This window comes from Hydrogenophaga sp., from assembly GCF_031426985.1.
GTDB lineage: Bacteria > Pseudomonadota > Gammaproteobacteria > Burkholderiales > Burkholderiaceae_C > Hydrogenophaga.
In genome coordinates, this window is the sequence record NZ_JASJOY010000120.1 from 16,556 (window position 1) to 39,361 (window position 22,806).

Genomic DNA, 22,806 nt, shown 5'->3' on the forward strand with positions numbered 1-22,806 from the left:
ATTCCGGTTAAAGGTTCTTCAGGGTCCAGACACCGCCGTTGGCGGGCACCTGCACCAGTTCACGATCGCAATCGAACTCGTCCACTTCGTGTTCATGACCGGGCAACACACAGACCACGGTGTGACCGGCCGAGCGCAGCTGCGCAATGGCTTCGCGCAGGGCAGCGTCCATGCCCCAGGGCGCGCGGATGGCGCCTTCGAGCGGGCGCGGCGCCACCGCCGAAACGAGTTCCTTGAGGTCCAGGCTGAAACCGACCGCCGGGCGCTTGCGGCCAAAAACCGCCCCCACCTCGTCGTAACGGCCGCCGCGGGCCAGCTCCACCGCTTCGCCCTGCGTGTCGCGGGCGAACACGGCAAAGCGCATGCCGGTGTAGTAGGCATAGCCACGCAGGTCGGCCAAGTCGATGGACAGGTCCATGCCCTGCACCTGCGCCGCCAGCCAGGCCAGGCTGTCCAGGGCCTCGGTCAGCGCAGGGGAGCTGGTCAGCACGCGCCGGGCATCGTCGATCACGGACACCCCGCCGAACAGGCCCGGCAAGGCGCAAAGGTCGGCACGCACCCGCTCGGGCAGATCGGCCGACAGTGCCTGAAGCTCTGCCACGTCTTTGGCGGCCAGAGCGGCGTGGATGGCGTTCACGCGCGATGCCTCCAGGGCCACCGGCGCCAGCACCGCGTCGATCACGCGCACATCGGCCATGTCCAGCTGCAGCCCCTGCACACCCGCCTGCAGCAGACACGCGCGAGCGAGTTCAAGGATTTCGAGATCCGCTTCCAGCCCGGCATGGCCGTAGATTTCGGCACCGAACTGCAGCGGTTCGCGGCTGGCAAAGGCACGGTCGATGCGGGTGTGCACCACCGGACCGCAGTAGCTCAGGCGGGCCACGCCCTGGCGGTTGAGCAGGTGGGCGTCGATGCGGGCGACCTGTGGCGTGCTGTCGGCGCGCAGGCCCAGCGTGCGACCCGAGAGCTGATCGACCAGCTTGAAGGTCTGCAGGTCCAGCGCTTCGCCGGTACCGGTGAGCAACGACTCCAGGTGTTCCAGCAGCGGCGGCATGACCAGCTCGTAGCCGTAGCCACGCGCTGTGTCCAGCAAACCCCTGCGAAGTTCTTCGATGTGACGCGCCTCGGAGGGCAGGACATCGGCAATGTGATCCGGAAGGACCCAGGCAGACATGGGCATGAGGGGATGGCTGTTAAAAACGGCATTTTACCGGGGCGCGGAACGCTCCCGGCCAGCCAGCACCAGCAAACGTCAAAAGCTCAGGCGACCGCCCACCACAGCAGCAGGCCGCAGAGCACGCACAGCAGACCGAAGAAGCGGATCTGCCCGTCCTGCAACTGGAGCATCTGGGTGAAGACGCGCCGCCAGGCCGACGGAGCGATGAAGGGCAGCAGCCCTTCGAAGATCAGGACCAGCGCCAGGGCTGGCCAGAGCAGGTCGCTCATCAGAGCGACCTCACTTGCCAGAACCGCTGCTGCGCATGGCCTTGAAAAACTCCGACGACGGGTCCACCACCATCACGTCGGACTTGCTGCCGAAGCTGGACTTGTAGGCGTCCAGGCTGCGGTAGAACTGGGCAAAGGACGGATCCTTGCCAAAGGATTCGCTGTAAGCCGCCGCGGCTTTGGCGTCGCCCTCACCCTTGACGGTCTGGGCCTTTTTGTAGGCCTCGGCCACGATCACCTCGCGCTGGCGGTCCGCATCGGCGCGGATCTTTTCACCCTCGGCGAAACCCGTAGAGCGCAGCTCGTTGGCCACGCGCTTGCGCTCGGCCTCCATGCGTTGGTAGACCGACGCGGTGATGCTCTCGGCGTAGTCCACGCGCGTGATGCGCACGTCCACCACGTCCATGCCCCAGGGCTTTTCAGCACCACGCACGGCCTCCAGCACTTCCTTCTTGACGTCTTCCATCAACGCTTCACGCGCCGTGGCCAGCAGCTCCTTGAGGGTGCGCTTGTTCACTTCCTGCTGGAAGGAGTTGCGCACCACGCGATTGAGCTGCAGCGCGCCCGCACCTTCGTTCAGCCCCACATTGCGGATATACGCCTGCGGGTCGCTGATGCGCCAGCGCACATACCAGTCGATCACCACACGCTGCTTCTCGGCGGTCAGTGTGGGTTCGGTGTCGTTGCTCTCCAGTGTCAGCAGACGCTTGTCGATGTAGGACACGTTCTGGAACGGCGGCGGCAGCTTGAAGTTCAGCCCCGGCTCGGTGACGACCTGCTTGATCTGGCCGAGCTGGAACAGCACGCCGAACTGCCGCTGGTCCACGACAAAAAGCATGGAGCTGGCCAGCGCCAGCGCCACCAGCACGGAAGTGATGACAAATCCCAGTCTGTTCATGTTCGGTCCCTGGCTCAGCGGCTCTCACGCTCGCGCGAGCGGGCGTTGTTGTTCGGGTTGGCTGCGGGAGCCGTGGTCGCCGCGGGCGCGGGTGCAGGCGCGCTGCTTGCCACCGGAGCGGCGGGCGCGGTCATCTGCATGATCTTGTCCAGCGGCAGGTACAGCAGATTGGAACCGGACTTGGCGTCCACCATGACCTTGGTCACGTTGCTGTACACCTCTTTCATGGTGTCCACATACATGCGGTCGCGCGTGACCTGGGGCGCCTTCTGGTATTCGGCCAGCACCGAGCGGAAACGCTGCGCATCACCTTCGGCCTGCGCAACGATGCGTGCGCGGTAGCCCTCGGCCTCTTCGTTCAGACGAGAAGCGGCACCACGGGCACGGGGGATGACGTCGTTGGCGTAAGCCTGGGCCTCGTCCTTGGCGCGGTTGCGTTCCTGGCCGGCCTTGAGCACGTCGTCAAACGCGGCCTGCACCTGCTCGGGCGGGCGCACCATCTGCAGGTTGATGCTCTCGACGGCGATGCCGACGCTGTAGCGGTCCAGGATGGTCTGCATGAGCTGGCGCACGCGCGGGGCAATCTGGTCGCGCTCCTCCACCAGGGCTGCGTCCATCTTCATCTTGCCCACCACCTCGCGCACGGCGGTTTCGGCGGCCTTGACGACCGCACCATCGGGGTCGCGGCTTTCGAACAGGTATTCGCGTGCGTCCTTGAGGCGGTACTGCACCACGAACTTGATGTCCACGATGTTCTCGTCCTCGGTCAGCATCGAGGATTCGCGCAGACCGGTGGCGGGCACGATGGCATCGCGCCCCACGTCCACCGAACGCAACTGGGTCACGAACACAGTTTCATGGCGCTGCACCGGGTACGGCAGGCGCCACTGGAAGCCCGCCCCCACCGTGCTGTGGTAGCGCCCAAACTGCGTGATGACGGCTTGCTGGCCTTCCTGCACGATGAAGAAACCCGTGCCCAGCCAGATCAGCACAGCCACACCGGCGATCAGGCCGACGCCGATGCCTGTGGTTTTGGGGCTGGGATTGAAACCCGGCGAACCACCACCGGAACCTTGTCCGCCGCCACCACCTTTGCCACCCAACAGGCCGCCGAGCTTGCGATTGAAGTCGCGCCAGAGCTCGTCCAAATCCGGAGGCCCCTGGTTGGCGCCTTGCGGGCGTTGCGGTGGCCGTGCCGGCTGTCGATTGCCATCATCCCCGTTACCGGGTTGCTGCGGCTTGTCCTTTTCGCCGCCCTCTTCGCCCCGGCCCCAGCGGGGGTCGTTCAGATTGAACATGCCCAGCAGTCGGCGCCAGACCCGGTTCAGCGGACTCAGGCGCGGCGCGGTGTTGGCGCGAGGAGATTGCAGGTTCACATCCATGTGTTGAAAGCTCGTTCGAATCAAAACCACCACATTGTGCCCAATCAGGGCTCGTCACTCCGCACGACATCCAACACCCCCGGGGTATCCGGGTCATGTGCCACCGCCGAGGCCAGCACACGCTCGGCCAGCAGGCGGCGCAACTGAGGCACCCCCTCACCGGTCTGCGCACTCACGAAGATACGAGCCACCGACTGCCCCTGCAGTTCCATGGCATCGCTCAACACATGGGGCACCGCAGCGGGGTCCATGGCGTCGAGCTTGTTGAAGACCAGGATCTGCGGCACCTGATCGGCACCGATGTCCTTGAGCACGCCCATCACCGACGCGACCTGCTCGGGGTGCGCGGGATTGGAGGCATCCACCACGTGCAGCAGCAGGTCGGCATCGGCCGCTTCTTGCAGGGTGGCGGCAAAGGCATCCACCAGACCGTGCGGCAGGTCGCGGATGAACCCCACGGTGTCGGACAGCGAGACCGAACGCCCCGCCTCTCCCAGGTAGAGCTGACGCGTGGTGGTGTCCAGCGTGGCGAACAGCTGATCGGCCGCGTAGGCACGGGCCTTGACCAGGGCGTTGAACAGCGAAGATTTGCCCGCGTTGGTGTACCCCACCAGCGAGATCGTGAAGGCGTCGCGACGGTCACGCTGGCGGCGCTGGGTGGCGCGCTGTTTCTTGACCTTTTCCAGCCGTTCCTTGGTGCGCTTGACGGCGTCGTTGATCATGCGCCGGTCGAGTTCGATCTGGGTTTCGCCCGGACCACCGCGCATGCCGATGCCACCGCTCTGGCGTTCCAGGTGGGTCCAGCGGCGCACAAGGCGGGTGGACAGGTACTGCAAGCGCGCCAACTCCACCTGCAGCTTGCCTTCGTGGCTGCGAGCGCGTTGTGCGAAGATTTGCAAGATGAGCAGGGTGCGGTCGTTGACCGGCAAGCCCAGAGCACGCTCCAGGTTGCGCTGCTGGGCCGGGCTCAGGGCCTGGTCAAACAACACCTCACTGGCGCCGGTGGACTGGGCCAGCATCTTGATTTCATCGGCCTTGCCCGAACCGACAAACAAAGCCGGATCGGGCGCCCTGCGCTTGCAGGTGACGCGATCGGCGACAGCGAACCCGGCGGTCTGGGCCAACAGGCCCAGCTCCTCAAGTTCGGTATCGAAATGCGGCAAGCCAAAATCCACCCCGACCAGGATGACCGATGGGGTGGAGGCTTTCGCGGAGGCGGACGGGTTCAATTCGGATCAACCAGCGCCGCCGCCGTGCCGCGCACGGCAGGAGGTGCGCGCCGGGTCAAGACGCGGCAGATTCGTCCGCCGCGTTGGCGGAGAACTGCACCGGACGACCCGGGACAATGGTGGAAATGGCGTGCTTGTAGACCATTTGCGTCACGGTGTTGCGCAGCAGCACGACGTATTGGTCGAAAGACTCAATCTGACCCTGAAGCTTGATGCCGTTGACCAGGTAGATCGACACGGGCACGTGCTCGCGACGCAGCTGGTTCAGGAAAGGGTCTTGCAAGAGTTGGCCTTTGTTATTGCTCACGATATGCTCCGTGTTCAAAAGAAGTTGTTAGGACGTGAACCATACCACAGCACTGCCCGACCGGCCGCGAGGGTTCGGCTCATTCCGCGTCTTTGAAGGGGTTGGCCGAGGTTTTGAACTCGATGCGCAGCGGCGTGCCCACCAGATCGAAGGCCTTGCGGAACCGACCTTCCAAAAATCGGCGGTAGACCTCCGGCACATGCTCCAGAGAATTGCCGTGGATCACGATCACCGGCGGGTTCATGCCGCCCTGGTGGGCGTAGCGCATCTTGGGGCGGAACATGCCGCTCCTGGGCGGCGACTGGAAGGCCACAGCCTCCTGCAGCAGCCGCGTGAGCACCGGCGTGGTCATCTTGCGCATGGCCGACGCCCGCGCCTGCTTGATGGACTTCCACACGGGTGCCAGGCCCTGGCGCTTCTTGGCCGAGATCAGGTGCAGCGACGCGAACTTCAGGAACGACAACCGGTTCTCTATCTGCCGCTCGATCTGCTGGCGCTGGTACTCGTCCACCGCATCCCATTTGTTGATCGCGATCACCACACCGCGCCCGCTTTCGAGGATGTAGCCGGCGATGTGGGCGTCCTGGTCGGTCACACCTTGCGTGGCGTCCAGCAGCAACAGCACCACGTGCGCACCTTCGATGGCCTGCAGCGTCTTGACCACCGAGAACTTCTCGATCGCCTCGAACACCTGGCCCTTGCGGCGCAGGCCGGCGGTGTCGATCAGCTCGAACTTCTGACCGTCCTTCTCGAAGGGGACCGCAATCGCATCGCGCGTGGTGCCCGGCATGTCAAAGGCCACCAGGCGCTCTTCGCCCAGCCAGCAGTTGATCAGGGTGGACTTGCCCACGTTCGGACGCCCCGCCACAGCCAGACGGATGACACCGGTGTCTTCTTCGACCGCGTCTTCGTCTTCTTCCGGCAGACCCGGAATGGCCTCCAGCGCGGACTCAAGCATCGAGCGCACGCCCTGACCGTGGGCGCCGGAAACGGGCATCACGTCACCCAGGCCCAGCTCGTAGAACTCGACCAGCTGCGAGCCCTCCTTCATGCCTTCGGCCTTGTTGGCCACCAGCAGCGTGGGCTTGCCCAGGCGGCGCAGGTACTGCGCGATGTCGTGGTCCTGCGCGCTCAGGCCGCCACGCGCATCCACCACGAAAATGACCACGTCGGCCTCGGCCACAGCCTGGCGCGTCTGTTTGGCCATTTCCTTGTAGATGCCGGACTCGGCCGTGGGCTCGAAGCCGCCGGTGTCGATGACGATGAATTCACGACGGCCCAGGTGACCGTTGCCGTAGTGGCGGTCACGGGTGAGGCCTGCAAAGTCGGCCACGATGGCATCGCGAGAACTCGTCAGGCGGTTGAACAGGGTGGACTTGCCCACGTTGGGGCGCCCCACCAGGGCGATGACGGGTTTCACGAAACAGAACCTTTCAAATGCGGGGTCCAGGATGGACCCACGCCACTACTGCGGACGCCAGGCGAAGACACCGCCGTTGCGTGTCTGCACCACCAGCGAGGGCCCCACCAGCAGGGGAGCGCCCACGATGGCCGAGCCGTCGCTGCTCAGACGGGCCATCTCGGCACCGTCTTCGCGCGAAAGCAGATGCACCAGACCCGTGCCATCGCCCACGGCGATCACGCGCCCCAGCGCCACCGGCGCCGTCAGCCCACGGTGCTTGAGGCGATCCACGCTCCAGGCGTCTTCACCATTGCTGCGCTGCCACGCCTGCACGCGACCATCGGATTCGCTGCCGAACACCAGGCGGTCGTCGCCCCCCAGGCCCTGCGAACCCAGTGCGGACTTGCTCCAGGTCACGCGGCCGCTGCCGGCATCGACACAGCCGACCGCACTGGCGTAGGCGCGTGCGCACACGCTGTTGCCCACCCGGCTGACCGGACCCACGATGTCCACCAGCCGCTCGACTTCGTTCGTGCCGCGGGCGTTGGCGATCGACGCTTCCCAGCGCACCGAGCCGTTGAGCGGGTTCAGACCCACCAGGCGCCCACCCAGGCCTGCGACCAGGGTATCGCCCACCGCCAGCAGTGCGCCGGGCTGGTTCAACACCAGAGGCTCGCCGGTGCGGGTTTGCGTCCACAGGCGCTTGCCGGTCTGACCATCGAACGAGACCACACTGCGGTCGGCCGCCAGCACGAACACGCGGCGCCCCGCCACCAGCGGGGCCGTCTGGGCACTGGCACCCAGGCGCACACGCCAGAGCTGCTGCCCGGCGGCCATGGCCACGAGGTCGTTGTCCTGGGTCACCACAGCGACGGTGTCGCCATCGGTGCCGATGCCGGTCGTGACCGGCGCACCCAGCGCCAGGCGCCAGACTTCCTTGCCCGACTCCGCGGCCAGCGCCACGACGCTGTTGCCCGCGCCGGCCACAAACACATGGTCTGCGGTGGCCCGTGGGGCGACCGGGGTCTGGCTCGCACCGACCTGGGCCGTCCACACCTGCTGGGTGCCCAGAACGGTGGCCGCAGGCGGCAAGTTGGCGGGACGCGGTTTGTCGGGGCTGGACGAGCAGGCGGCCAGCGCAGCCAGCGCCAGACCGGCCAACCACAGGCGCGGGATGGGGCGGACAGCGGGCTTCAACGCGCAGCCTCCGCAGGCGGGGTCAGGGTGGCCGCATCAACACCGAGCGACGCCAGCTTGACCTCGACCAGGTTGCGGTACTCCACACGCTTGCCGAAGCTGCGCCAGGCGGCTTCGTACTGCTGGCGCGCTTCGTCGGCCTTGCCCTGTGCCAGGTACACGTCGCCACGGCGGTCGGCAGCCAGGGCTTCAAAGGCCTTGGGCATGGGCGCCTCCAGGGTTTTCAGGGCCTGGTCGTAGGCCTTGGCCTCGACATCCAGACCGGCCAGGCGCAGACGGGCGATCGCCTGGTAGGCCTCGTCCGACGACTTCTCGCTCACCCAGCCCAGGGCGGCGCGCGCCGCATCGGGTTTACCGGCTTCAAACAAGGTCTTGCCAGCCAGCAAGGCCCCCTGGGCGGCAAACGTGCTGCCACCAAAACGGTCCTGCATCTCGGACAGGGACCGCGCCATCTTGTCGGCGTCGCGCGCCGTGGCCGCACGGTCGATCTCGTCGTACAGCGCAGCAGCCTTGGTGGCCTGCGTGCGCTGCCAGTAGTTCCAGCCATTCCAGGCCGCGAAGCTGCCGAACACGGCGATCAGCACCCAGGTGATGAGGTTGCCGTACTGGGCCCAGAAATGTTTGAGCTGGTCGAGCTGTTCCTGCTCTTCGAGGTCGAGGTGGTTGGCCATGTGCGTGAGGGAGATGCGGAACCGGCGATTGTAGGCGGGCGGCTGTGGGGGATCAGGCGCTGCGCAGACCCGCCGCCCAGGCGGACGGATCGGCCAGCGGCTGCAGCGTCTGGGCCGCCGGGGCCTGGCCTTCGGACGGTGCGCGCAGCGGCTTGACGCCCACCATGCCTTGCGCCAGCTCCTGCTCGCCGAAGATCAGCGCAAAGCGGGCGCCGCTGCCGTCGGCCTTCTTGAACTGGGATTTCATGCTGCCCATGCCGTCGGCGCTGCCGGCGTGCATCTGCACGTTCAGACCCAGGCGGCGCAGTTCGCGCAGCAGCTTCATGACCTGCGGCAGCGCCGCCGCATCGGGCACAACGGCGTAGGCATCGGGCACCGGCTGGGCGGGCAGCTTGCCCTGCTCTTTGAGCAGTTCCAGGATACGTTCCATGCCCAGCGCCCAGCCCACGGCCGGCGCGACCTTGCTGCCGATCTGCTCGAACAGGCCGTCGTAGCGGCCGCCGGCGCACACGGTGCCCTGCGAGCCCAGCTGCGTCGTCACAAATTCGAACACCGAGAGGTTGTAGTAGTCCATGCCGCGCACCAGGCGCGGGTTGATGCGGTAGGCAATGCCCTGCGCGTCCAGCAGCGCGCGCAGGCGGTTGAAGTGGTCCAGCGACTCCGGCCCCAGAAAGGCCATGAGGTGCGGCGCACCGTTCACCATGGCCTGCATGGCGGGGTTCTTCGTGTCCAGGATGCGCAGCGGGTTGCTGTGCAGGCGACGCCGGGCGTCCTCGTCCAGCAGGTCGGCGTGCTCTTCCAGATAGCTGATCAGCGCCGCGCGGTGCGCCAGGCGCTCGGCCGGCTGGCCCAGGCTGTTGATTTCCAGCTCGATGCCGTCCAGACCCAGTTCGGCCCAGAGGTCGCAGGCCAGCACGATCAGTTCGGCGTCCACGTCCGGCCCTGCGAAGCCCAGCGCCTCGGCGCCAAACTGGTGGAACTGGCGGTAGCGGCCCCGCTGCGGCCGCTCGTGGCGGAACATGGGGCCCATGTAGTACAGGCGCTTGCCTCCGTCGTAGATCAGCGAATGCTCGACCGCGGCGCGCACCACCCCGGCCGTGTTCTCGGGGCGCAGCGTCAGCTGCTCGCCGTTGAGCCGGTCTTCGAAGGAATACATCTCCTTCTCGACAATGTCGGTCACTTCGCCGAGGCTGCGCACGAACAGCGCGGTGGGTTCCACGATGGGCGTGCGCAGGTTGCGGTAGCCGTAGCGCTGCATCAACGTGCGCAGCTTGTCTTCCAGCCACTCCCAGTGGGCGGACACGGGGGGCGCAATGTCGTTCATGCCTTTGACGGCGCTGAGTTTTTCTGCCATGGATGCTTGTCAGGTAATGGCGCGGCCCAGGCCGCGCCGGAGGTCAGGCGGAAGTGCCGAACCGTTTTTCAATGTAGTTTTCAACGATGGCCTGGAACTCGCTGGCGATACCAGTGCCGCGCAGCGTCATCGCCTTCTGCCCGTCGATGAACACCGGCGCGGCCGGCGCCTCGCCGGTGCCCGGCAGGCTGATGCCGATGTCGGCGTGCTTGCTTTCGCCGGGGCCGTTGACGATGCAGCCCATGACAGCGACCTTCATGTTCTCCACGCCGGGGTACTTGCTGCGCCAGACCGGCATGGACGAGCGCAGATAGTCGTCGATCTGCTTGGCCAGTTCCTGGAAGGTGGTGCTGGTGGTGCGGCCACAACCCGGGCAGGCGGTGACGCTGGGCACGAACACGCGCAGGCCCAGCGATTGCAGGATCTCGGACGCGATCACCACCTCCTGCGTGCGCGCTTCGCCGGGCTGCGGCGTGAGCGAGACGCGGATGGTGTCGCCAATGCCCTGCTGCAGCAGCACCGCCAGCGCCGCAGCCGAAGCCACCGTGCCCTTGGTGCCCATGCCGGCTTCCGTCAGACCCAGGTGCAGCGGGTTGTCGCAACGCTGCGCCAGTGCCTGGTAGACGGCGATCAGGTCCTGCACGCCGCTGACCTTGCACGACAGCATGACCTGCTCGCGCCGCAGACCCAGGGCCTCGGCCTGCGCGGCCGATTCGAGCGCCGAGGTGATCAGCGCCTCGTACATGACCTGGCGCGCCTCCCAGGGCTGGGCGCGCAGCGAGTTCTGGTCCATCAGGCGGGCGAGCAACTCCTGGTCCAGGCTGCCCCAGTTCACGCCGATGCGGATGGCCTTGTCGTGGCGCGCGGCGATCTCGACCATCTGCGCGAACTGGCGATCACCCTTCTCGCCCTTGCCCACGTTGCCGGGGTTGATGCGGTACTTGGACAGCGCCTCGGCGCAGGCCGGGTGGTCACTCAGCAGCTTGTGGCCGTTGTAGTGGAAGTCACCGATCAGCGGCACGCTGACGCCCATGCGGTCCAGCTGCTCGCGGATGTGCGGCACAGCGGCGGCGGCTTCGTCGTTGTTGACGGTGATGCGCACCAGCTCCGAGCCGGCCAGCGCCAGTTCCTTGACCTGGATCGCGGTACCGATGGCGTCGGCCGTGTCGGTGTTGGTCATGGACTGCACGCGCACCGGCGCGCTGCCACCGACCGTGACACGGTTCGAACCCCACACCACCACACCCTGGCGGGAGCGGCGCGCCAGCGCCTCACCCAGCGGGATGGGCAAAGACGGGTCAGCGGACTTGACGGCGGTGTCCATGGTCACTTCACCTCGAAACGGGCCACGCTGTTGCGGGCAAAGGGCGTGGTGTCAAACGGCTTGCCGCGCACGGTCACCTGGACCGCATCGGCACGCCCCAGCACCACCGAATACGGCGGCGCAGTTGAAAAATCGACCACGTCACCGGTCTTGAGCATGCGCTTCATGACCACACTGCCGGCGCCGTTGAGCACCTCCACCCAGGACTCGCCGGTAGCGGTGATGCTCAGCAAAGTTCCCGCCGCACCGGCCGATGCCAAGGTGGACGAGACCGACGCAGGAACTGCGGTCGTGGCGGAAACGGTCGGGGTCGTGTTGGCGGGAGCGGCCACGGTGGGCGCACTTGCCACAGGCGGGGCAGCCTCTGGCACAGCGCCAGGGACGGGGGCCGCGCCAGGCGTCGGCGTGACGACCTCGCCCTCCGGTGCAACCGACGCCGGGGCAGGCTCGGTCACCTGCGCGGGGGCGTCGGGCACTGCGCCGGGCGGCGGCATGACCACGTCGGCCGGCGGTGCGATCTCCGGCTGGGGCAGGAGCACCAGCACCAGCGCGCCCAGCAGCAAGGCGATGGCGGCCAGCACGGCCGGACGCGACAACCAGCCCATGGCGTTCAGCGGCGCCGGATCGCCCACACCCTTGAACGGCGCGTTGATCGTCTGAGCCGAATCACCCAGCTGCGGCCGATGGCCCATGGGAATCTGCGCCAACACCGGCACCGGATCGACCTTGAGATGGCGGCAAGCACTGGATGCCAGCGCGCGCGAGAACGTCATGTCGGGCAGCTCGTCGTAACGACCGGCCTCCAGCGCTTCGAGCTTTTTGACCGGCACCTTCAAGGCTGCGGCCAGTGCCGCGATGTGCAGGCCGGCGGCCTCGCGCGCTTCGCGCAGCAACACGGGGCGGTCCACGGTGACCGCAGGTTCAGCGACAGGGGAAATCAAGGGTTCACTCATCAAAAGCTCCGCGCTGGTACGACGCCCACTCGCGCGACTTGGGGTAGCGACGCGAGAGCTGCTGCGCCAGCTGCTCGGTGGCCTCGGTGTTGTTCAGACGGCGTTCCACCTTGATGCCCAGCCACAGCGTCTCGGCGTTGGCGAGCTCGGAATTGTTCAGGCGGCGGATGTAGAACTGGGCCCGCGTGTATTCGCCGCGGCGGTACAGCAAGGACGTCAGGTTGTAGCCGGTGATGGGGTTGGCGGCGTCCAGCTCGTACGAGCGAGAAAAACTGCCTTCGGCTTCGGCGAACTGGCCCATGCGGGTCTGGCAGATGCCTTTGGCCATCAGGGTCTTGGCCTGACCGCCATAGACCGGACTGGCCAGCGCACGCTGGAAGAAGTCGATGGCTTCGACATGGCGGCCCTGCTGGCAGGCGAACCAGCCGTAGTTGTGCAGTGCGTCGGCGTCGCGCGGGTTCAGTTGCAGGGCGCGGCGAAAGCTGTCTTCGGCCAGGCCGGTCTCGTTCATGCGCATGTACACCAGGCCACGCAACACATAGGCCGAGGGGTAGCTCGGATCGGCGACCAGCGACTGCTTGATCTCGTCCAGCGCCACCGTGGTCTGGCCGTTCTCGAAGTAGTTGGACGCCAATTCCAGCCGGATGCGGGCGCGCTTGCGGGCTTCCGGCTCGTCGGATTCGGTCACCGGCTCGCTCGACATCGGGGCCGCCGACGGCGCTCCGGCCCCGCCCGCACAGCCCGACAGTCCCGCCGCCACCACCCAGCCACCCAAGACCAGGGGCCACCAACGGCCCCAGGACACGTTTGCGGCGACCGAACCGAAGGTCTTCGTCATGGCTGCGGATCCTTGTTGGTGCCCGGGGCGGCGCCCACGAAGCGGATGGGTTGCTCGCTGACACGTCGCTGCGACAGGCGGCGCGCGGCATCGGTGCGGTCCAGCACGTCACCGGCCAGCTGTCCACAGGCGGCGTCGATGTCATCACCCCGCGTCTTGCGCACCGTGGTGACCACCCCGCCCTCGTTGAGGATGCGGCCAAAGGCCAGCACGACCGGGCGCGGCGAACACTTCAGTCCGGAATCCGGGAAGGGATTGAAAGGAATCAGGTTGATCTTGCACGGCACGCCGCGGCCGCCGTGGGTCTTGACCAGCTGGAGCAGCTGCTGCGCGTGCTCGGGCTGGTCGTTCACGCCGTCGAGCATGCAGTACTCGAAAGTGATGAAGTCGCGCGGCGCGGCCGGCAGGTAGCGCAGGCAGGCATCCAGCAGCTCGGCCAGCGGGTACTTGCGGTTGAGCGGCACCAGCGGGTCGCGCAGCGCGTCGCTGGGCGCGTGCAAGGACACGGCGAGCGCCACCGGGCAGTCTTTGGCCAGCCGGTCGATCATGGGCACCACGCCCGAGGTCGAGACCGTCACGCGGCGGCGCGAGAGGCCGTAGCCGTGGTCATCCAGCATCACGCGCAGCGCCGGCACCAGCGCGTTGTAGTTCTGCAGCGGCTCGCCCATGCCCATCATCACCACGTTGGTGATGACGCGCTCGGTGGTTTTCAGGTGCTTGCGCAGGAAATGTTCGGCGTGCCAGAGCTGCGCCAGGATCTCACCCGTGGTGAGGTTGCGCGAAAAGCCCTGATGGCCGGTGGAGCAGAAACGGCATCCCACGGCGCAACCGGCCTGGGATGAGATACAGAGGGTTCCCCGATCGTCTTCGGGAATGAACACGGTTTCGACGGCGTTGCCGTCGCGCACATCGAACAGCCACTTGATGGTGCCGTCGGCCGAGTCCTGGCGCGAGAGCACGGGCAGATCGTCGATGCTGCAGACCGCCGGGAGCTTTTCGCGCAGGCTCTTGGCGAGATCGGTCATCTCGTCGAAGCGCGCAGCCCCCTTTTGGTGGATCCAGCGAAACAGCTGGACGGCGCGGAAGCGCTTTTCGCCCAGCTGTTCGCAATAGGCGGCCAAGCCCTCGAGATCGAAGTCGAGCAGGTTGACCGTCATGTCATGGCGTTCGCGCGGATCAGCGCGAGTACACGTTCATGCCGGGGAAGAAGAAGGCAACTTCCACAGCGGCGGTTTCGGGAGCGTCGGAGCCGTGCACGGCGTTGGCGTCGATGCTGTCGGCGAAGTCGGCGCGGATCGTGCCGGCGGCGGCCTTCTTGGGATCGGTGGCGCCCATCAGGTCGCGGTTCTTGGCAATGGCGCCCTCACCTTCCAGGGCCTGGATCATCACCGGGCCGGAGATCATGAAGCTCACCAGGTCCTTGAAGAAAGGACGCTCTTTGTGCACAGCGTAGAACTGCTCGGCTTCGCGCTGCGACAGGTGGGCCATCTTGGCGGCCACGACCTTCAGGCCGGCGGCTTCGAAACGGGCGTAGATCTGGCCGATCACGTTCTTGGCGACGGCGTCGGGCTTGATGATGGAAAGGGTGCGTTCGATGGCCATGGTATTCCTTGAATTGTTGGAAAAAACGGATTCTTGCAGCGGACCGCAAAGCCTTTGATTCTACATTGCCCGCATGAATCTCAGAGTGTGAAACCCCCTTCGGGGTTCCTGGGCGGCTCGGATCAGCGACCGCCCGAACGGCGCCGCGGCGGCCCCGACGGGCGCTTGCCCGCCTGCTCGCGCTGGCGCTGGCGCTGCAGGGCGTCCTGCCCGATGTAGCCAAAGGAGGTCTTCATCGGGTCGGGCTGCTGCGCACCCGCCTCGCCTCGACCCGCACCGCCCTTGGCCGGCCGGGCCTGGTTGCCGGTGGGCGCAAACATGCTGCTGCGCCTCACATCGGGCGCATCGCCCCGGCTGCCGGCCGGGTTGCCGTAGGAGCGCCCCCCCGTCTTGGCGGTCGGCTTGGGCGCCGCCTTGCCGCGCAGCGGCCCCGGACGGCCAGCCGGGCGCGGCGCGCGCTCGGCAGCGGCCGGCATGCCGGCGGCGGAGGTCAACCGATCGATATCCCCCTGATCCAGCTCCACCCACACACCGCGCTTCAGACCGCGCGGCAGCATCATGGCGCCGTAGCGGATGCGGATCAGCCGGCTGACGGCGTGACCGACCGCCTCGAACATGCGGCGCACCTCGCGGTTGCGACCCTCGCCAATGGTGACGCGGTACCAGCAGTTGGCGCCTTCACCGCCGCCGTCTTCGATGCTGGCGAACTGGGCCACACCGTCTTCGAGCTTCACGCCATCGAGCAGGCGCTGCTTTTCGTCGTTGGACAGGGCGCCGAGCACACGCACCGCGTATTCGCGCTGCAGGCCAAAGCGGGGGTGCATCAGACGGTTGGCCAACTCGCCCGAATCGGTCAGCAGCAGCAGGCCTTCGGTGTTCAGGTCCAGCCGCCCGACCGACTGCCACTTGCCCTGGTACAGACGCGGCAGGCGGCGGAACACGGTGGGCCGGTTCTGCGGGTCGTCGTGCGACACCACCTCGCCGGCGGGCTTGTGATAGGCCAGCACGCGCGGCGGCGGCGGTGTCATGCGCACGCGCACCGGCTTGCCGTTGACCTTGATCACGTCACCGTACTGGATGCGCTGCCCCACGTGCGCCGGCTCACCGTTGACCGAAATGCGGCCTTCGAGGATCAGCTGCTCCATCTCCAGTCGCGAACCCATGCCGGCCTGGGCCAGCACCTTGTGCAGCTTGGGCGATTCGGCCTGCGGCGCGAGCACGCGCTTGGTGGGCTGCGGCAGGTCCTGCGACTGCTCCGCATCAAAGGCGCCGCTGACGACGTCGTCGAACCGCAGATCGGACGTTTCGGCCGCTTGCGGCACATCCGCTGGCTGGGCTGGTGCGCCGGACAGATCAGGCGGGGTTTTCTTCGGGTGCGGCACCGTTGTCATGGGAGTCCTGTGGCGCCGCAGCGGGCGATGGTTCGTCAAAAGGAATGGCTTGCGTGTGCGGATCGTCCACGGCGGCGGCCACCGCCGGCTCGTCCGCAGCTTCGGCCTGCAGGCTGTCGTTCAGGGCCTCGAAATCCAGTCGCCCCAGGGCTGACTCCTGCACGTCGCTGCCGTCCAGCGGCGGCAGCTGGTCCAGCGAGGCCAGGCCCAGGTCGTCCAGAAACTGGCGCGTGGTCGCAAACAGGGAGGGTCGACCGACCGTTTCGCGGTGACCGATCACCTCGATCCAGCCCCGGTCTTCGAGCTGCTTGAGCAGCAGCGAGTTGATGGTCACGCCGCGGATGTCTTCCATGTCGCCCCGCGTGACGGGCTGGCGGTAGGCGATGATGGCCAGGGTTTCGAGCGTGGCGCGGGTGTAGCGCGGCGGCTTTTCGGGGTGCAGGCGGTCCAGGAACGGTCGCATCTCGGGCCGGCTCTGGAACCGCCAGCCACTGGCCACCGGCACCAGCTCCACGCCGCGGCCGGTCCACTCCTGCTGCAGCTCGGCCAGCAGGGTCTTGATGGTGTCGGGCGCGAGTTCGGCGTCGAACAGCACGCCCATGTCCCGCACGGACAGCGGTTGGGGCGCGCAGATCAGGGCCGTCTCTAGGACGCGGCGGGCATCCGTGGTGTTCATCGAATGAATGGATCAATAACCGGATCGACCGGTATGGACAGAGCGTTGGGGCGGAGGGCCGCTGTAACAACAGCGTGGGCAGCCAGGGAGCCGCACATGGGATCGTGCAACAGACGGCACAGAAACCGGGCCGGTCGGGTCATCGCCGCTGCGGGGCTGACCGGTCGGGATTGCAAGCATCCCAAAGGTGGTGATTGTAATGGAGGCCCGCCAGCACCAGACCCTGCAGCAGATCGGGGGGCGGCTCCGACACAAAAGCCAGAGGCTCACCGCTGATCGGGTGCGCCAGCCTCAGGCGCGTGGCGTGCAGGGCCTGGCGGGTCAGGCCGTGCTGGGGCTTGCCGCCATAGACCACATCGCCCACCAGCGGGTGCCCCAGCCAGGCCATGTGCACGCGGATCTGGTGCGTACGCCCGGTGTGCAGCTTGCAAGCCACCAGGGTGTGGGTGTCGTTGCCGTCCAGCACCCGCACCGTGGTCTGCGCCGCTTTGGCGCCGGTGCTCTCGGGCTTGAGCACCGCCATGCGCAGGCGGTTGTGGGGGTCGCGCCCCATGGGCTGGTCCACCAGCAGTTCTTCGGCGCCGATCCAGCGCCCGTGTGCGAGCGCGAGGTACTCGCGCTGCACCTCGCGGGCGGCGATGGCCCGCACCAGGGCGTCCATGGCGGGCCGGCTCTTGGCCACCAGCATCAGCCCCGAGGTGTCCTTGTCCAGCCGGTGCACAATGCCAGCGCGCGGCAGGCTGGCCGCCGCAGCGTGGTGCGCCAGCAGACCATTGAGCAGGGTGCCGCTCCAGTGTCCGGGGGCCGGGTGCACCACCAGGCCGGCCGGCTTGTGGATCACCAGCAGGTGCGCGTCTTCGTGCAGCACGGTCAGCGACATGGGCTGGGGCACAAAGGCCATGGCCTGCGGCGTGGGCCGCAGCTCCACCAGCAAAGCCTGCCTCACCTGCACCCGCGCAGCGGGCTTGATCACCGGTTGGCCGCCCACCTGCACCGCGCCTTCAGCCATCAGCTGCTGCAGATACGAGCGGGAAAACTCCGGGATCAGCTGCGCCAGCGCCTTGTCGATGCGCCAGCCGTGCATCTCGGGCGGCACCTCGCAGGCGCGGGCCTCGGTCTCGCTGGCCCAGTCGTCCTGGGCGGCCGCCTGCGCACCATCGGCCTCAGGTAAAGACCCCGTCGAGGTGACGGGCAGCGCACCCCCCGTCGATATAATTTCTGCGGTCAATCCCGTGATCCCGTTGTAAAGGTATGCCTTGATGTTTGGTTCCAGATTATCGGTCGTGCCGCTGAGTGCGTTGTGCGTGGCACTGACCCTGACCGGCTGCAACACCACACCGGTTGACCAGACCGCCGGCTGGAGCCCCAACCGCCTCTACAGCGAGGCCACCGACGAACGCAACGCGGGCGCCTACGAAAAGGCGATCGCCCTGTACGAGAAGCTCGAAGGCCGCGCCGCCGGCACGCCGCTGGCGCAGCAGGCCCAGCTGGACAAGGCGTACACCCAGTACAAGTCGGGCGAACAGGCCCAGGCGCTGGCCACTCTGACCCGTTTTGTGCGCCTGCACCCCGCCAGCCCGGCCATGGACTACGCGCTGTACCTGCGCGGCCTGGTCAACTTCAACGACAACCTCGGCCTCTTCGGCTCGATCGCGCGACAAGACCTGTCCGAGCGCGACCAGAAAGCCGCCAAGGAGTCGTTCGAAGCCTTCCGCGAACTGGCCACCCGCTTCCCGGACTCGCGCTACACGCCCGATGCGCGCAGCCGCATGGCGTACATCGTCAACTCGCTGGCGCAGTACGAGGTGCACGTGGCGCGGTACTACCACAGCCGGGGCGCCCACGTGGCGGCCATCAACCGGGCGCAGCAAGCCGTGAGCGACTACCCGCAGTCGCCGGCACTGGAAGAAGCGCTGTTCATCCTAATGCAGTCGTACGACGCGCTGGGCATGACACAGTTGCGCGACGACACACGGCGCGTGATGGTGGCCAACTACCCGAAGAGCGAGTACCTCTCGCAAGGCTTCAAGAGCGCCGACAGCGCCTGGTGGAAGCTCTGGTGAGTCTGTGCCGCGTCGGCGCATGCACGATCGCGGCGGCCTCGCTTTTTTGGGGGACAGCCCCTGGTGTGTAACCGTTCGTGGTTACCATTGAATGCGTTTTTGCACCACACCGCAGCCCGATCGCCCCATGTCCAAAGGCTACCGCATCCACGCATCCACCGGCATTCACCGGGGTGACCGCGACTACCAGCAAGACCAGGTGTGCCTGCTGCACCATCCGCGCCAGACCGGCTGCCTGCTGGCCGTGGTGGCCGACGGCATGGGAGGCCGCAGCGGTGGACGCAAGGCCTCCGACCAGGTCATGCTGACCGCGCGCCAGCTGTTCGAGCGCTACGACCCGGAGACCGACGACGCCTCGGCCATGCTGCGCCAGATCGTCGAAGAGTCGCATCTGGTGATCAAGCTCACCGCGGTGTCGGCCGAGCAGGAACCCCACAGCACCATTGCCGCGTTCCTGATCAACCCCGGCGGTGACAGCCACTGGATCCACGCCGGCGACTCGCGCATCTACCACTTCCGCAACGGCAAGATGGTGTTCCGCACCATGGACCATTCTTACGTGCAGACGCTGGTGAACCAGGGCGAGATCAGCGAAGAAGAGGCGCTGGACCACCCGCACTCGAACATCCTGATGGGCTGCCTGGGCACCGACAACGACCCGCCGGTGGACATCCACGGGGTGCCGCAGGCCGGGCCGGGCGATGCCCTCATGGCCTGCAGCGACGGCGTGTGGCACTACTTCTCGCCCGACGAACTGGCCAGCACCATTGCGATGCTCTCGCCGCGCGAAGCCTGCGAGTTCCTGATCCAGAAGGCGCGCTCTCGCGCCAAGGGCATGGGCGACAACCTGTCGATGGTGATCGTCAAGTTCGACCCTCTGACCTGACGAGCCCCCCTGCGCCGCTTCGCGTCTTCCCCCGGGGGAACCACACCAGTGGTCTGGCGGAGCCAGTCCCACGGTGTGTACTGGAAAAATACCGGCAGTCTCAGGTCAGGCCGGTGTCCACCGTGCGGTGTTCTAGCGCAAGGTACTCAGCTGACTGCATTTCGCCCAGGCGCGACACCGTGCGCGGGAACTCGTGCGACATCGGCCCTTCCAGGTACAGCTGCTCGGGTGCCACGGCGGCCGACATCACCAGCGTGACGCGGCGGTCGTACAGCACGTCCACCAGCCAGGTGAAGCGCCTGGCCTCGGACGCCTGGCGCACGGCCATTTGCGGCACATTGGACAGCAGCACGGTGTGGAACTGGGTGGCAATTTCCAGGTAGTCGTTCTGTGAACGCGGACCGCCGCACAGCGTGCGAAAGTCGAACCAGATCACACCACCCGCGCGCCGGATCGAACGGATCTGGCGCGACTCGATGTGCATCACCGGGTCTTCGTCGTGCGCTTCGGCGAGCTCGTTGAAGGTTTTCTGCATGGCGGCATCGGCCGCATCGCCCAGTGGGCAGTGGTAGAGCTCGATGTGCGTCAGCGTGCGCTGGCGGTAGTCGGTGCCGTTGTCCACGTTGAGCACTTCCAGCTTCTGCTTGAGCAGTTCGATCGCGGGCAGGATGCGGTCACGGTGCAGGCCATTGGGGTACAGCCCGTCCGGGTGGAAGTTGGAGGTGGTGACGAAGCCCACGCCGGCCTTGAACAGGGCGTCCAGCAGGCGGTGCAGGATCATGGCGTCGGTCACATCCGCCACGTGGAATTCGTCGAAACAGATCAGCTTGTAGCGCTTGGCGATGCGCTCGCCCAGCTCGTCCAGCGGGTTGACCGTGCCCTGCAGTTCGCGCAACTCGCGGTGCACTTCGCGCATGAACTCGTGGAAGTGCAAGCGCGTCTTGCGCCGGATCGGCACCGCGTTGAAGAAGCAGTCCATCAGGAAGCTCTTGCCGCGCCCCACCCCGCCGAACATGTAGACCCCGCGCGGGATCTCGGGTTTGACGAACATCTTCTTCAGCGCGTTGGAGCGCTTCTGTTTGTAGTTCGTCCAGTCGAGGGCGCACCGCTCCAGCGCGGCGATGGCGCGTTGCTGGGCGGGGTCGGTGGTGTAGCCGCGCTCCTTGAGCTCGGCTTCGTAGGTGCTGCGGACCGACAAGAGCGAACCCGCGTCAGAAGTTCAGCGTGCGCTTGTCCACCGCCAGTGCGGCTTCCTTGGTCGCTTCCGACAGAGACGGGTGCGCGTGGCAGATGCGGGCGATGTCTTCCGCGCTGGCCTTGAACTCCATGGCCACCACGGCTTCGGAGATCAGTTCCGAGGCCATCGGGCCCACGATGTGCACGCCCAGGATCTCGTCCGTCGTCGCATCGGCCAGGAACTTGACCATGCCGGTCGTGTCGCCCAGCGCGCGCGCGCGGCCGTTGGCCAGGAACGGGAACGTGCCGGCCTTGTACGCCACGCCATCGGCCTTGAGCTGCTGCTCGGTGCGGCCGACCCAGGCGATTTCGGGGCTGGTGTAGATGACCCAGGGAATGGTGTTGAAGTTGACGTGGCCGTGCTGGCCGGCCATGCGTTCGGCCACCGCCACGCCCTCTTCTTCCGCCTTGTGCGCCAGCATCGGGCCACGCACCACGTCGCCCACCGCCCAGACGCCCGGCAGGTTGGTCTTGCAATCGCCGTCGACCACGATGGCTCCGCGCTCGTCCAGCGCCAGGCCCACGGCTTCGGCGTTCAGGCCGTTGGTGTTGGGCACGCGGCCGATGGAGACGATCAGCTTGTCCACGTCCAGCGCCACGGCTTCGCCCTTGGCGTTGGTGTAGGCCACGTTCACGCCCTTCTTGCCGTTCTTGATCTCACCGACCTTCACGCCCAGCTCGATCTTCAGGCCCTGCTTGTCGAAGGCTTTCTTGGCTTCCTTGGCGATCTGCTCGTCCACCGCCCCCAGGAAGGTCGGAAGACCTTCGAGGATAGTGACTTCCGCGCCCAGGCGGCGCCAGACCGAGCCCATTTCCAGGCCGATCACGCCGGAGCCGATCAGGGCCAGCTTCTTGGGCACAGCGCCGATGCGCAGCGCGCCGTCGTTGGACAGGATGTTCTCTTCATCGAACGGCACGCCAGGCAGCGCGCGGGCGTTGGAGCCGGTGGCGATCACGACCTGCTTGCCGGTGATCGCTTCGTCCTTGGCGCCGGTCACCTGGACTTCGTAGCCACCTTCGGCCGCCCTCACGAACGATCCACGGCCGTGGAAGAACGTGACCTTGTTCTTCTTGAACAGGTAGAGGATGCCGTCGTTGTTCTGCTTCACGACGGTGTCCTTGCGGCCCACCATTTTGGCCACGTCCATCGTCACCTTGCCGGTGCTGATGCCGTGGTCGGCGAAATGGTGGTTGGCGTGCTCGAAGTGCTCGGAGGACTGCAGCAGCGCCTTGGACGGGATGCAGCCGACGTTGGTGCAGGTGCCGCCCGGGGCCGGGCCGCCGGCGGCGTTTTTCCACTCGTCGATGCACGCGACCTTGAAGCCCAGCTGGGCGGCGCGGATGGCGGCGATGTAGCCGCCGGGGCCGGCGCCGATCACGACGACGTCAAATGCTTGAGACATGATGTTCTTTCAATGAGATTTACACCGTTGCCGGCAACCGGCAGCAGCCGAGTACCGCGCCCCATCCGGGGGCACCGCCGGGCCGGCTTTGCCGGACGGCTGGTGCCGCCCCCTTGAGGGGGTCGCGCGAAGCGCGGCAGGGGTGGGTCAAATGTCAAACAGCAGGCGGGCCGGATCTTCCAGCGCTTCCTTCATGGCCACCAGACCCAGCACGGCTTCGCGGCCGTCGATGATGCGGTGGTCGTAGGACATGGCGAAGTAGTTCATCGGGCGCACCACGACCTGGCCGTTTTCAACCATGGCGCGGTCCTTGGTGGCGTGCACGCCCAGGATGGCCGACTGCGGCGGGTTGATGATGGGGGTGGACATCATCGAGCCGAAGGTGCCGCCATTGGAGATGGAGAAGGTGCCACCGGTCATGTCGTCGATGCCCAGCTTGCCGTCTTTGGCCTTCTGACCGAATTCGGCGATCTTCTTCTCGATCTCGGCGAAACTCATCTGGTCGGCGTTGCGCAGGATGGGCACCACCAGGCCGCGCGGCGAACCGA

The 22,806-nt window shown here is 66.7% G+C and carries 23 protein-coding genes; 2 read left to right on the forward strand and 21 right to left on the reverse strand.

Annotated features, from left to right (window positions below; genetic code table 11):
- Positions 1-7: 7 nt before the first annotated feature.
- From RMP09_RS14830 to RMP09_RS14915, 18 genes are all read right to left on the reverse strand, one after another.
- Positions 8-1,174 (reverse strand): ATP phosphoribosyltransferase regulatory subunit, encoded by a 1,167-nt coding sequence (locus RMP09_RS14830; RefSeq protein ID WP_310566753.1) that lies wholly within the window; start codon positions 1,172-1,174, stop codon positions 8-10.
- Positions 1,175-1,260: 86 nt separating this feature from the next.
- Complete coding sequence (locus RMP09_RS14835; protein ID WP_310566754.1) at positions 1,261-1,446, reverse strand: DUF2065 family protein; 186 nt, start codon at positions 1,444-1,446, stop codon at positions 1,261-1,263.
- Between the two features lie 10 nt (positions 1,447-1,456).
- On the reverse strand, positions 1,457-2,344 hold the full coding sequence (gene hflC / locus RMP09_RS14840) for a protease modulator HflC (protein WP_310566755.1): 888 nt from the start codon (positions 2,342-2,344) through the stop codon (positions 1,457-1,459).
- A 14-nt stretch (positions 2,345-2,358) separates the two neighbouring features.
- Positions 2,359-3,726, reverse strand: coding sequence for an FtsH protease activity modulator HflK (hflK, locus tag RMP09_RS14845; protein WP_310566756.1), 1,368 nt, complete (start codon positions 3,724-3,726; stop codon positions 2,359-2,361).
- Positions 3,727-3,770: 44 nt separating this feature from the next.
- A complete protein-coding gene (gene hflX, locus RMP09_RS14850; protein ID WP_310566757.1) occupies positions 3,771-4,955 on the reverse strand; it encodes a GTPase HflX in 1,185 nt (394 codons plus the stop codon).
- 55 nt (positions 4,956-5,010) lie between these two features.
- Positions 5,011-5,280, reverse strand: coding sequence for an RNA chaperone Hfq (gene hfq, locus RMP09_RS14855; protein WP_310566758.1), 270 nt, complete (start codon positions 5,278-5,280; stop codon positions 5,011-5,013).
- 61 nt (positions 5,281-5,341) lie between these two features.
- Entirely contained in the window at positions 5,342-6,682 is a 1,341-nt protein-coding gene (gene der / locus RMP09_RS14860) for a ribosome biogenesis GTPase Der (protein ID WP_310566759.1), read from the reverse strand.
- 45 nt (positions 6,683-6,727) lie between these two features.
- Complete coding sequence (bamB, locus tag RMP09_RS14865; protein ID WP_310566760.1) at positions 6,728-7,861, reverse strand: outer membrane protein assembly factor BamB; 1,134 nt, start codon at positions 7,859-7,861, stop codon at positions 6,728-6,730.
- Entirely contained in the window at positions 7,858-8,532 is a 675-nt protein-coding gene (locus RMP09_RS14870; RefSeq protein WP_310566761.1) for a tetratricopeptide repeat protein, read from the reverse strand. The genes bamB and RMP09_RS14870 overlap by 4 nt, the downstream gene beginning before the upstream one ends.
- A gap of 52 nt (positions 8,533-8,584) precedes the next feature.
- Entirely contained in the window at positions 8,585-9,886 is a 1,302-nt protein-coding gene (gene hisS, locus RMP09_RS14875; protein ID WP_310566762.1) for a histidine--tRNA ligase, read from the reverse strand.
- A 43-nt stretch (positions 9,887-9,929) separates the two neighbouring features.
- Complete coding sequence (gene ispG / locus RMP09_RS14880; RefSeq protein ID WP_310566763.1) at positions 9,930-11,210, reverse strand: flavodoxin-dependent (E)-4-hydroxy-3-methylbut-2-enyl-diphosphate synthase; 1,281 nt, start codon at positions 11,208-11,210, stop codon at positions 9,930-9,932.
- A gap of 2 nt (positions 11,211-11,212) precedes the next feature.
- Entirely contained in the window at positions 11,213-12,163 is a 951-nt protein-coding gene (locus tag RMP09_RS14885; protein WP_310566764.1) for a RodZ domain-containing protein, read from the reverse strand.
- Complete coding sequence (gene pilW, locus RMP09_RS14890; RefSeq protein WP_310566765.1) at positions 12,156-13,001, reverse strand: type IV pilus biogenesis/stability protein PilW; 846 nt, start codon at positions 12,999-13,001, stop codon at positions 12,156-12,158. The genes RMP09_RS14885 and pilW overlap by 8 nt, the downstream gene beginning before the upstream one ends.
- Positions 12,998-14,158, reverse strand: coding sequence for a 23S rRNA (adenine(2503)-C(2))-methyltransferase RlmN (rlmN, locus tag RMP09_RS14895; RefSeq protein WP_310566766.1), 1,161 nt, complete (start codon positions 14,156-14,158; stop codon positions 12,998-13,000). The genes pilW and rlmN overlap by 4 nt, the downstream gene beginning before the upstream one ends.
- Before the next feature lie 19 nt (positions 14,159-14,177).
- Positions 14,178-14,603 carry a nucleoside-diphosphate kinase gene (ndk, locus tag RMP09_RS14900; RefSeq protein ID WP_310566767.1) on the reverse strand — a complete coding sequence of 142 codons (426 nt, stop codon included), beginning with the start codon at positions 14,601-14,603 and terminating at the stop codon, positions 14,178-14,180.
- A 122-nt stretch (positions 14,604-14,725) separates the two neighbouring features.
- Positions 14,726-15,994 (reverse strand): pseudouridine synthase, encoded by a 1,269-nt coding sequence (locus RMP09_RS14905; RefSeq protein ID WP_310566768.1) that lies wholly within the window; start codon positions 15,992-15,994, stop codon positions 14,726-14,728.
- The gene (gene scpB, locus RMP09_RS14910) at positions 15,957-16,670 is read right to left on the reverse strand and encodes an SMC-Scp complex subunit ScpB (RefSeq protein ID WP_310566769.1); all 714 of its coding nucleotides are present in this window, start codon (positions 16,668-16,670) and stop codon (positions 15,957-15,959) included. The genes RMP09_RS14905 and scpB overlap by 38 nt, the downstream gene beginning before the upstream one ends.
- Before the next feature lie 139 nt (positions 16,671-16,809).
- Complete coding sequence (locus RMP09_RS14915; RefSeq protein WP_310566770.1) at positions 16,810-17,898, reverse strand: RluA family pseudouridine synthase; 1,089 nt, start codon at positions 17,896-17,898, stop codon at positions 16,810-16,812.
- A 31-nt stretch (positions 17,899-17,929) separates the two neighbouring features.
- On the opposite strand from RMP09_RS14915, the gene RMP09_RS14920 reads away from it, so the two are divergent.
- Positions 17,930-18,733, forward strand: a complete 804-nt coding sequence (locus tag RMP09_RS14920) for an outer membrane protein assembly factor BamD (RefSeq protein ID WP_310566771.1) — start codon at positions 17,930-17,932, stop codon at positions 18,731-18,733.
- Positions 18,734-18,860: 127 nt separating this feature from the next.
- On the forward strand, positions 18,861-19,619 hold the full coding sequence (locus tag RMP09_RS14925; protein WP_310566772.1) for a PP2C family protein-serine/threonine phosphatase: 759 nt from the start codon (positions 18,861-18,863) through the stop codon (positions 19,617-19,619).
- Between the two features lie 100 nt (positions 19,620-19,719).
- Here RMP09_RS14925 and zapE read toward each other — a convergent pair whose 3' ends face one another.
- The 3 genes from zapE to RMP09_RS14940 form a co-directional block, all read right to left on the reverse strand.
- Positions 19,720-20,817 carry a cell division protein ZapE gene (gene zapE / locus RMP09_RS14930; RefSeq protein WP_310566773.1) on the reverse strand — a complete coding sequence of 366 codons (1,098 nt, stop codon included), beginning with the start codon at positions 20,815-20,817 and terminating at the stop codon, positions 19,720-19,722.
- A gap of 13 nt (positions 20,818-20,830) precedes the next feature.
- Positions 20,831-22,258 (reverse strand): dihydrolipoyl dehydrogenase, encoded by a 1,428-nt coding sequence (gene lpdA, locus RMP09_RS14935; RefSeq protein ID WP_310566774.1) that lies wholly within the window; start codon positions 22,256-22,258, stop codon positions 20,831-20,833.
- Between the two features lie 147 nt (positions 22,259-22,405).
- Positions 22,406-22,806, reverse strand: a 401-nt coding sequence (locus tag RMP09_RS14940; RefSeq protein WP_310566775.1) for a 2-oxo acid dehydrogenase subunit E2, incomplete at its 5' end; no start/stop codon positions are given.

Bases quoted from the DNA above. Each gene is read 5' to 3' on its own strand.
- ispG (WP_310566763.1), bottom strand. From the start codon at position 11,210: ATGGACACCGCCGTCAAGTCCGCTGACCCGTCTTTGCCCATCCCGCTG.
- RMP09_RS14830 (WP_310566753.1), bottom strand. From the start codon at position 1,174: ATGTCTGCCTGGGTCCTTCCGGATCACATTGCCGATGTCCTGCCCTCC.
- hflC (WP_310566755.1), bottom strand. From the start codon at position 2,344: ATGAACAGACTGGGATTTGTCATCACTTCCGTGCTGGTGGCGCTGGCG.
- hisS (WP_310566762.1), bottom strand. From the start codon at position 9,886: ATGGCAGAAAAACTCAGCGCCGTCAAAGGCATGAACGACATTGCGCCC.
- pilW (WP_310566765.1), bottom strand. From the start codon at position 13,001: ATGACGAAGACCTTCGGTTCGGTCGCCGCAAACGTGTCCTGGGGCCGT.
- rlmN (WP_310566766.1), bottom strand. From the start codon at position 14,158: ATGACGGTCAACCTGCTCGACTTCGATCTCGAGGGCTTGGCCGCCTAT.
- RMP09_RS14870 (WP_310566761.1), bottom strand. From the start codon at position 8,532: ATGGCCAACCACCTCGACCTCGAAGAGCAGGAACAGCTCGACCAGCTC.
- RMP09_RS14925 (WP_310566772.1), top strand. From the start codon at position 18,861: ATGTCCAAAGGCTACCGCATCCACGCATCCACCGGCATTCACCGGGGT.
- lpdA (WP_310566774.1), bottom strand. From the start codon at position 22,258: ATGTCTCAAGCATTTGACGTCGTCGTGATCGGCGCCGGCCCCGGCGGC.
- hflK (WP_310566756.1), bottom strand. From the start codon at position 3,726: ATGGATGTGAACCTGCAATCTCCTCGCGCCAACACCGCGCCGCGCCTG.
- RMP09_RS14920 (WP_310566771.1), top strand. From the start codon at position 17,930: ATGTTTGGTTCCAGATTATCGGTCGTGCCGCTGAGTGCGTTGTGCGTG.
- RMP09_RS14885 (WP_310566764.1), bottom strand. From the start codon at position 12,163: ATGAGTGAACCCTTGATTTCCCCTGTCGCTGAACCTGCGGTCACCGTG.
- RMP09_RS14905 (WP_310566768.1), bottom strand. From the start codon at position 15,994: ATGACAACGGTGCCGCACCCGAAGAAAACCCCGCCTGATCTGTCCGGC.
- scpB (WP_310566769.1), bottom strand. From the start codon at position 16,670: ATGAACACCACGGATGCCCGCCGCGTCCTAGAGACGGCCCTGATCTGC.
- RMP09_RS14835 (WP_310566754.1), bottom strand. From the start codon at position 1,446: ATGAGCGACCTGCTCTGGCCAGCCCTGGCGCTGGTCCTGATCTTCGAA.
- ndk (WP_310566767.1), bottom strand. From the start codon at position 14,603: ATGGCCATCGAACGCACCCTTTCCATCATCAAGCCCGACGCCGTCGCC.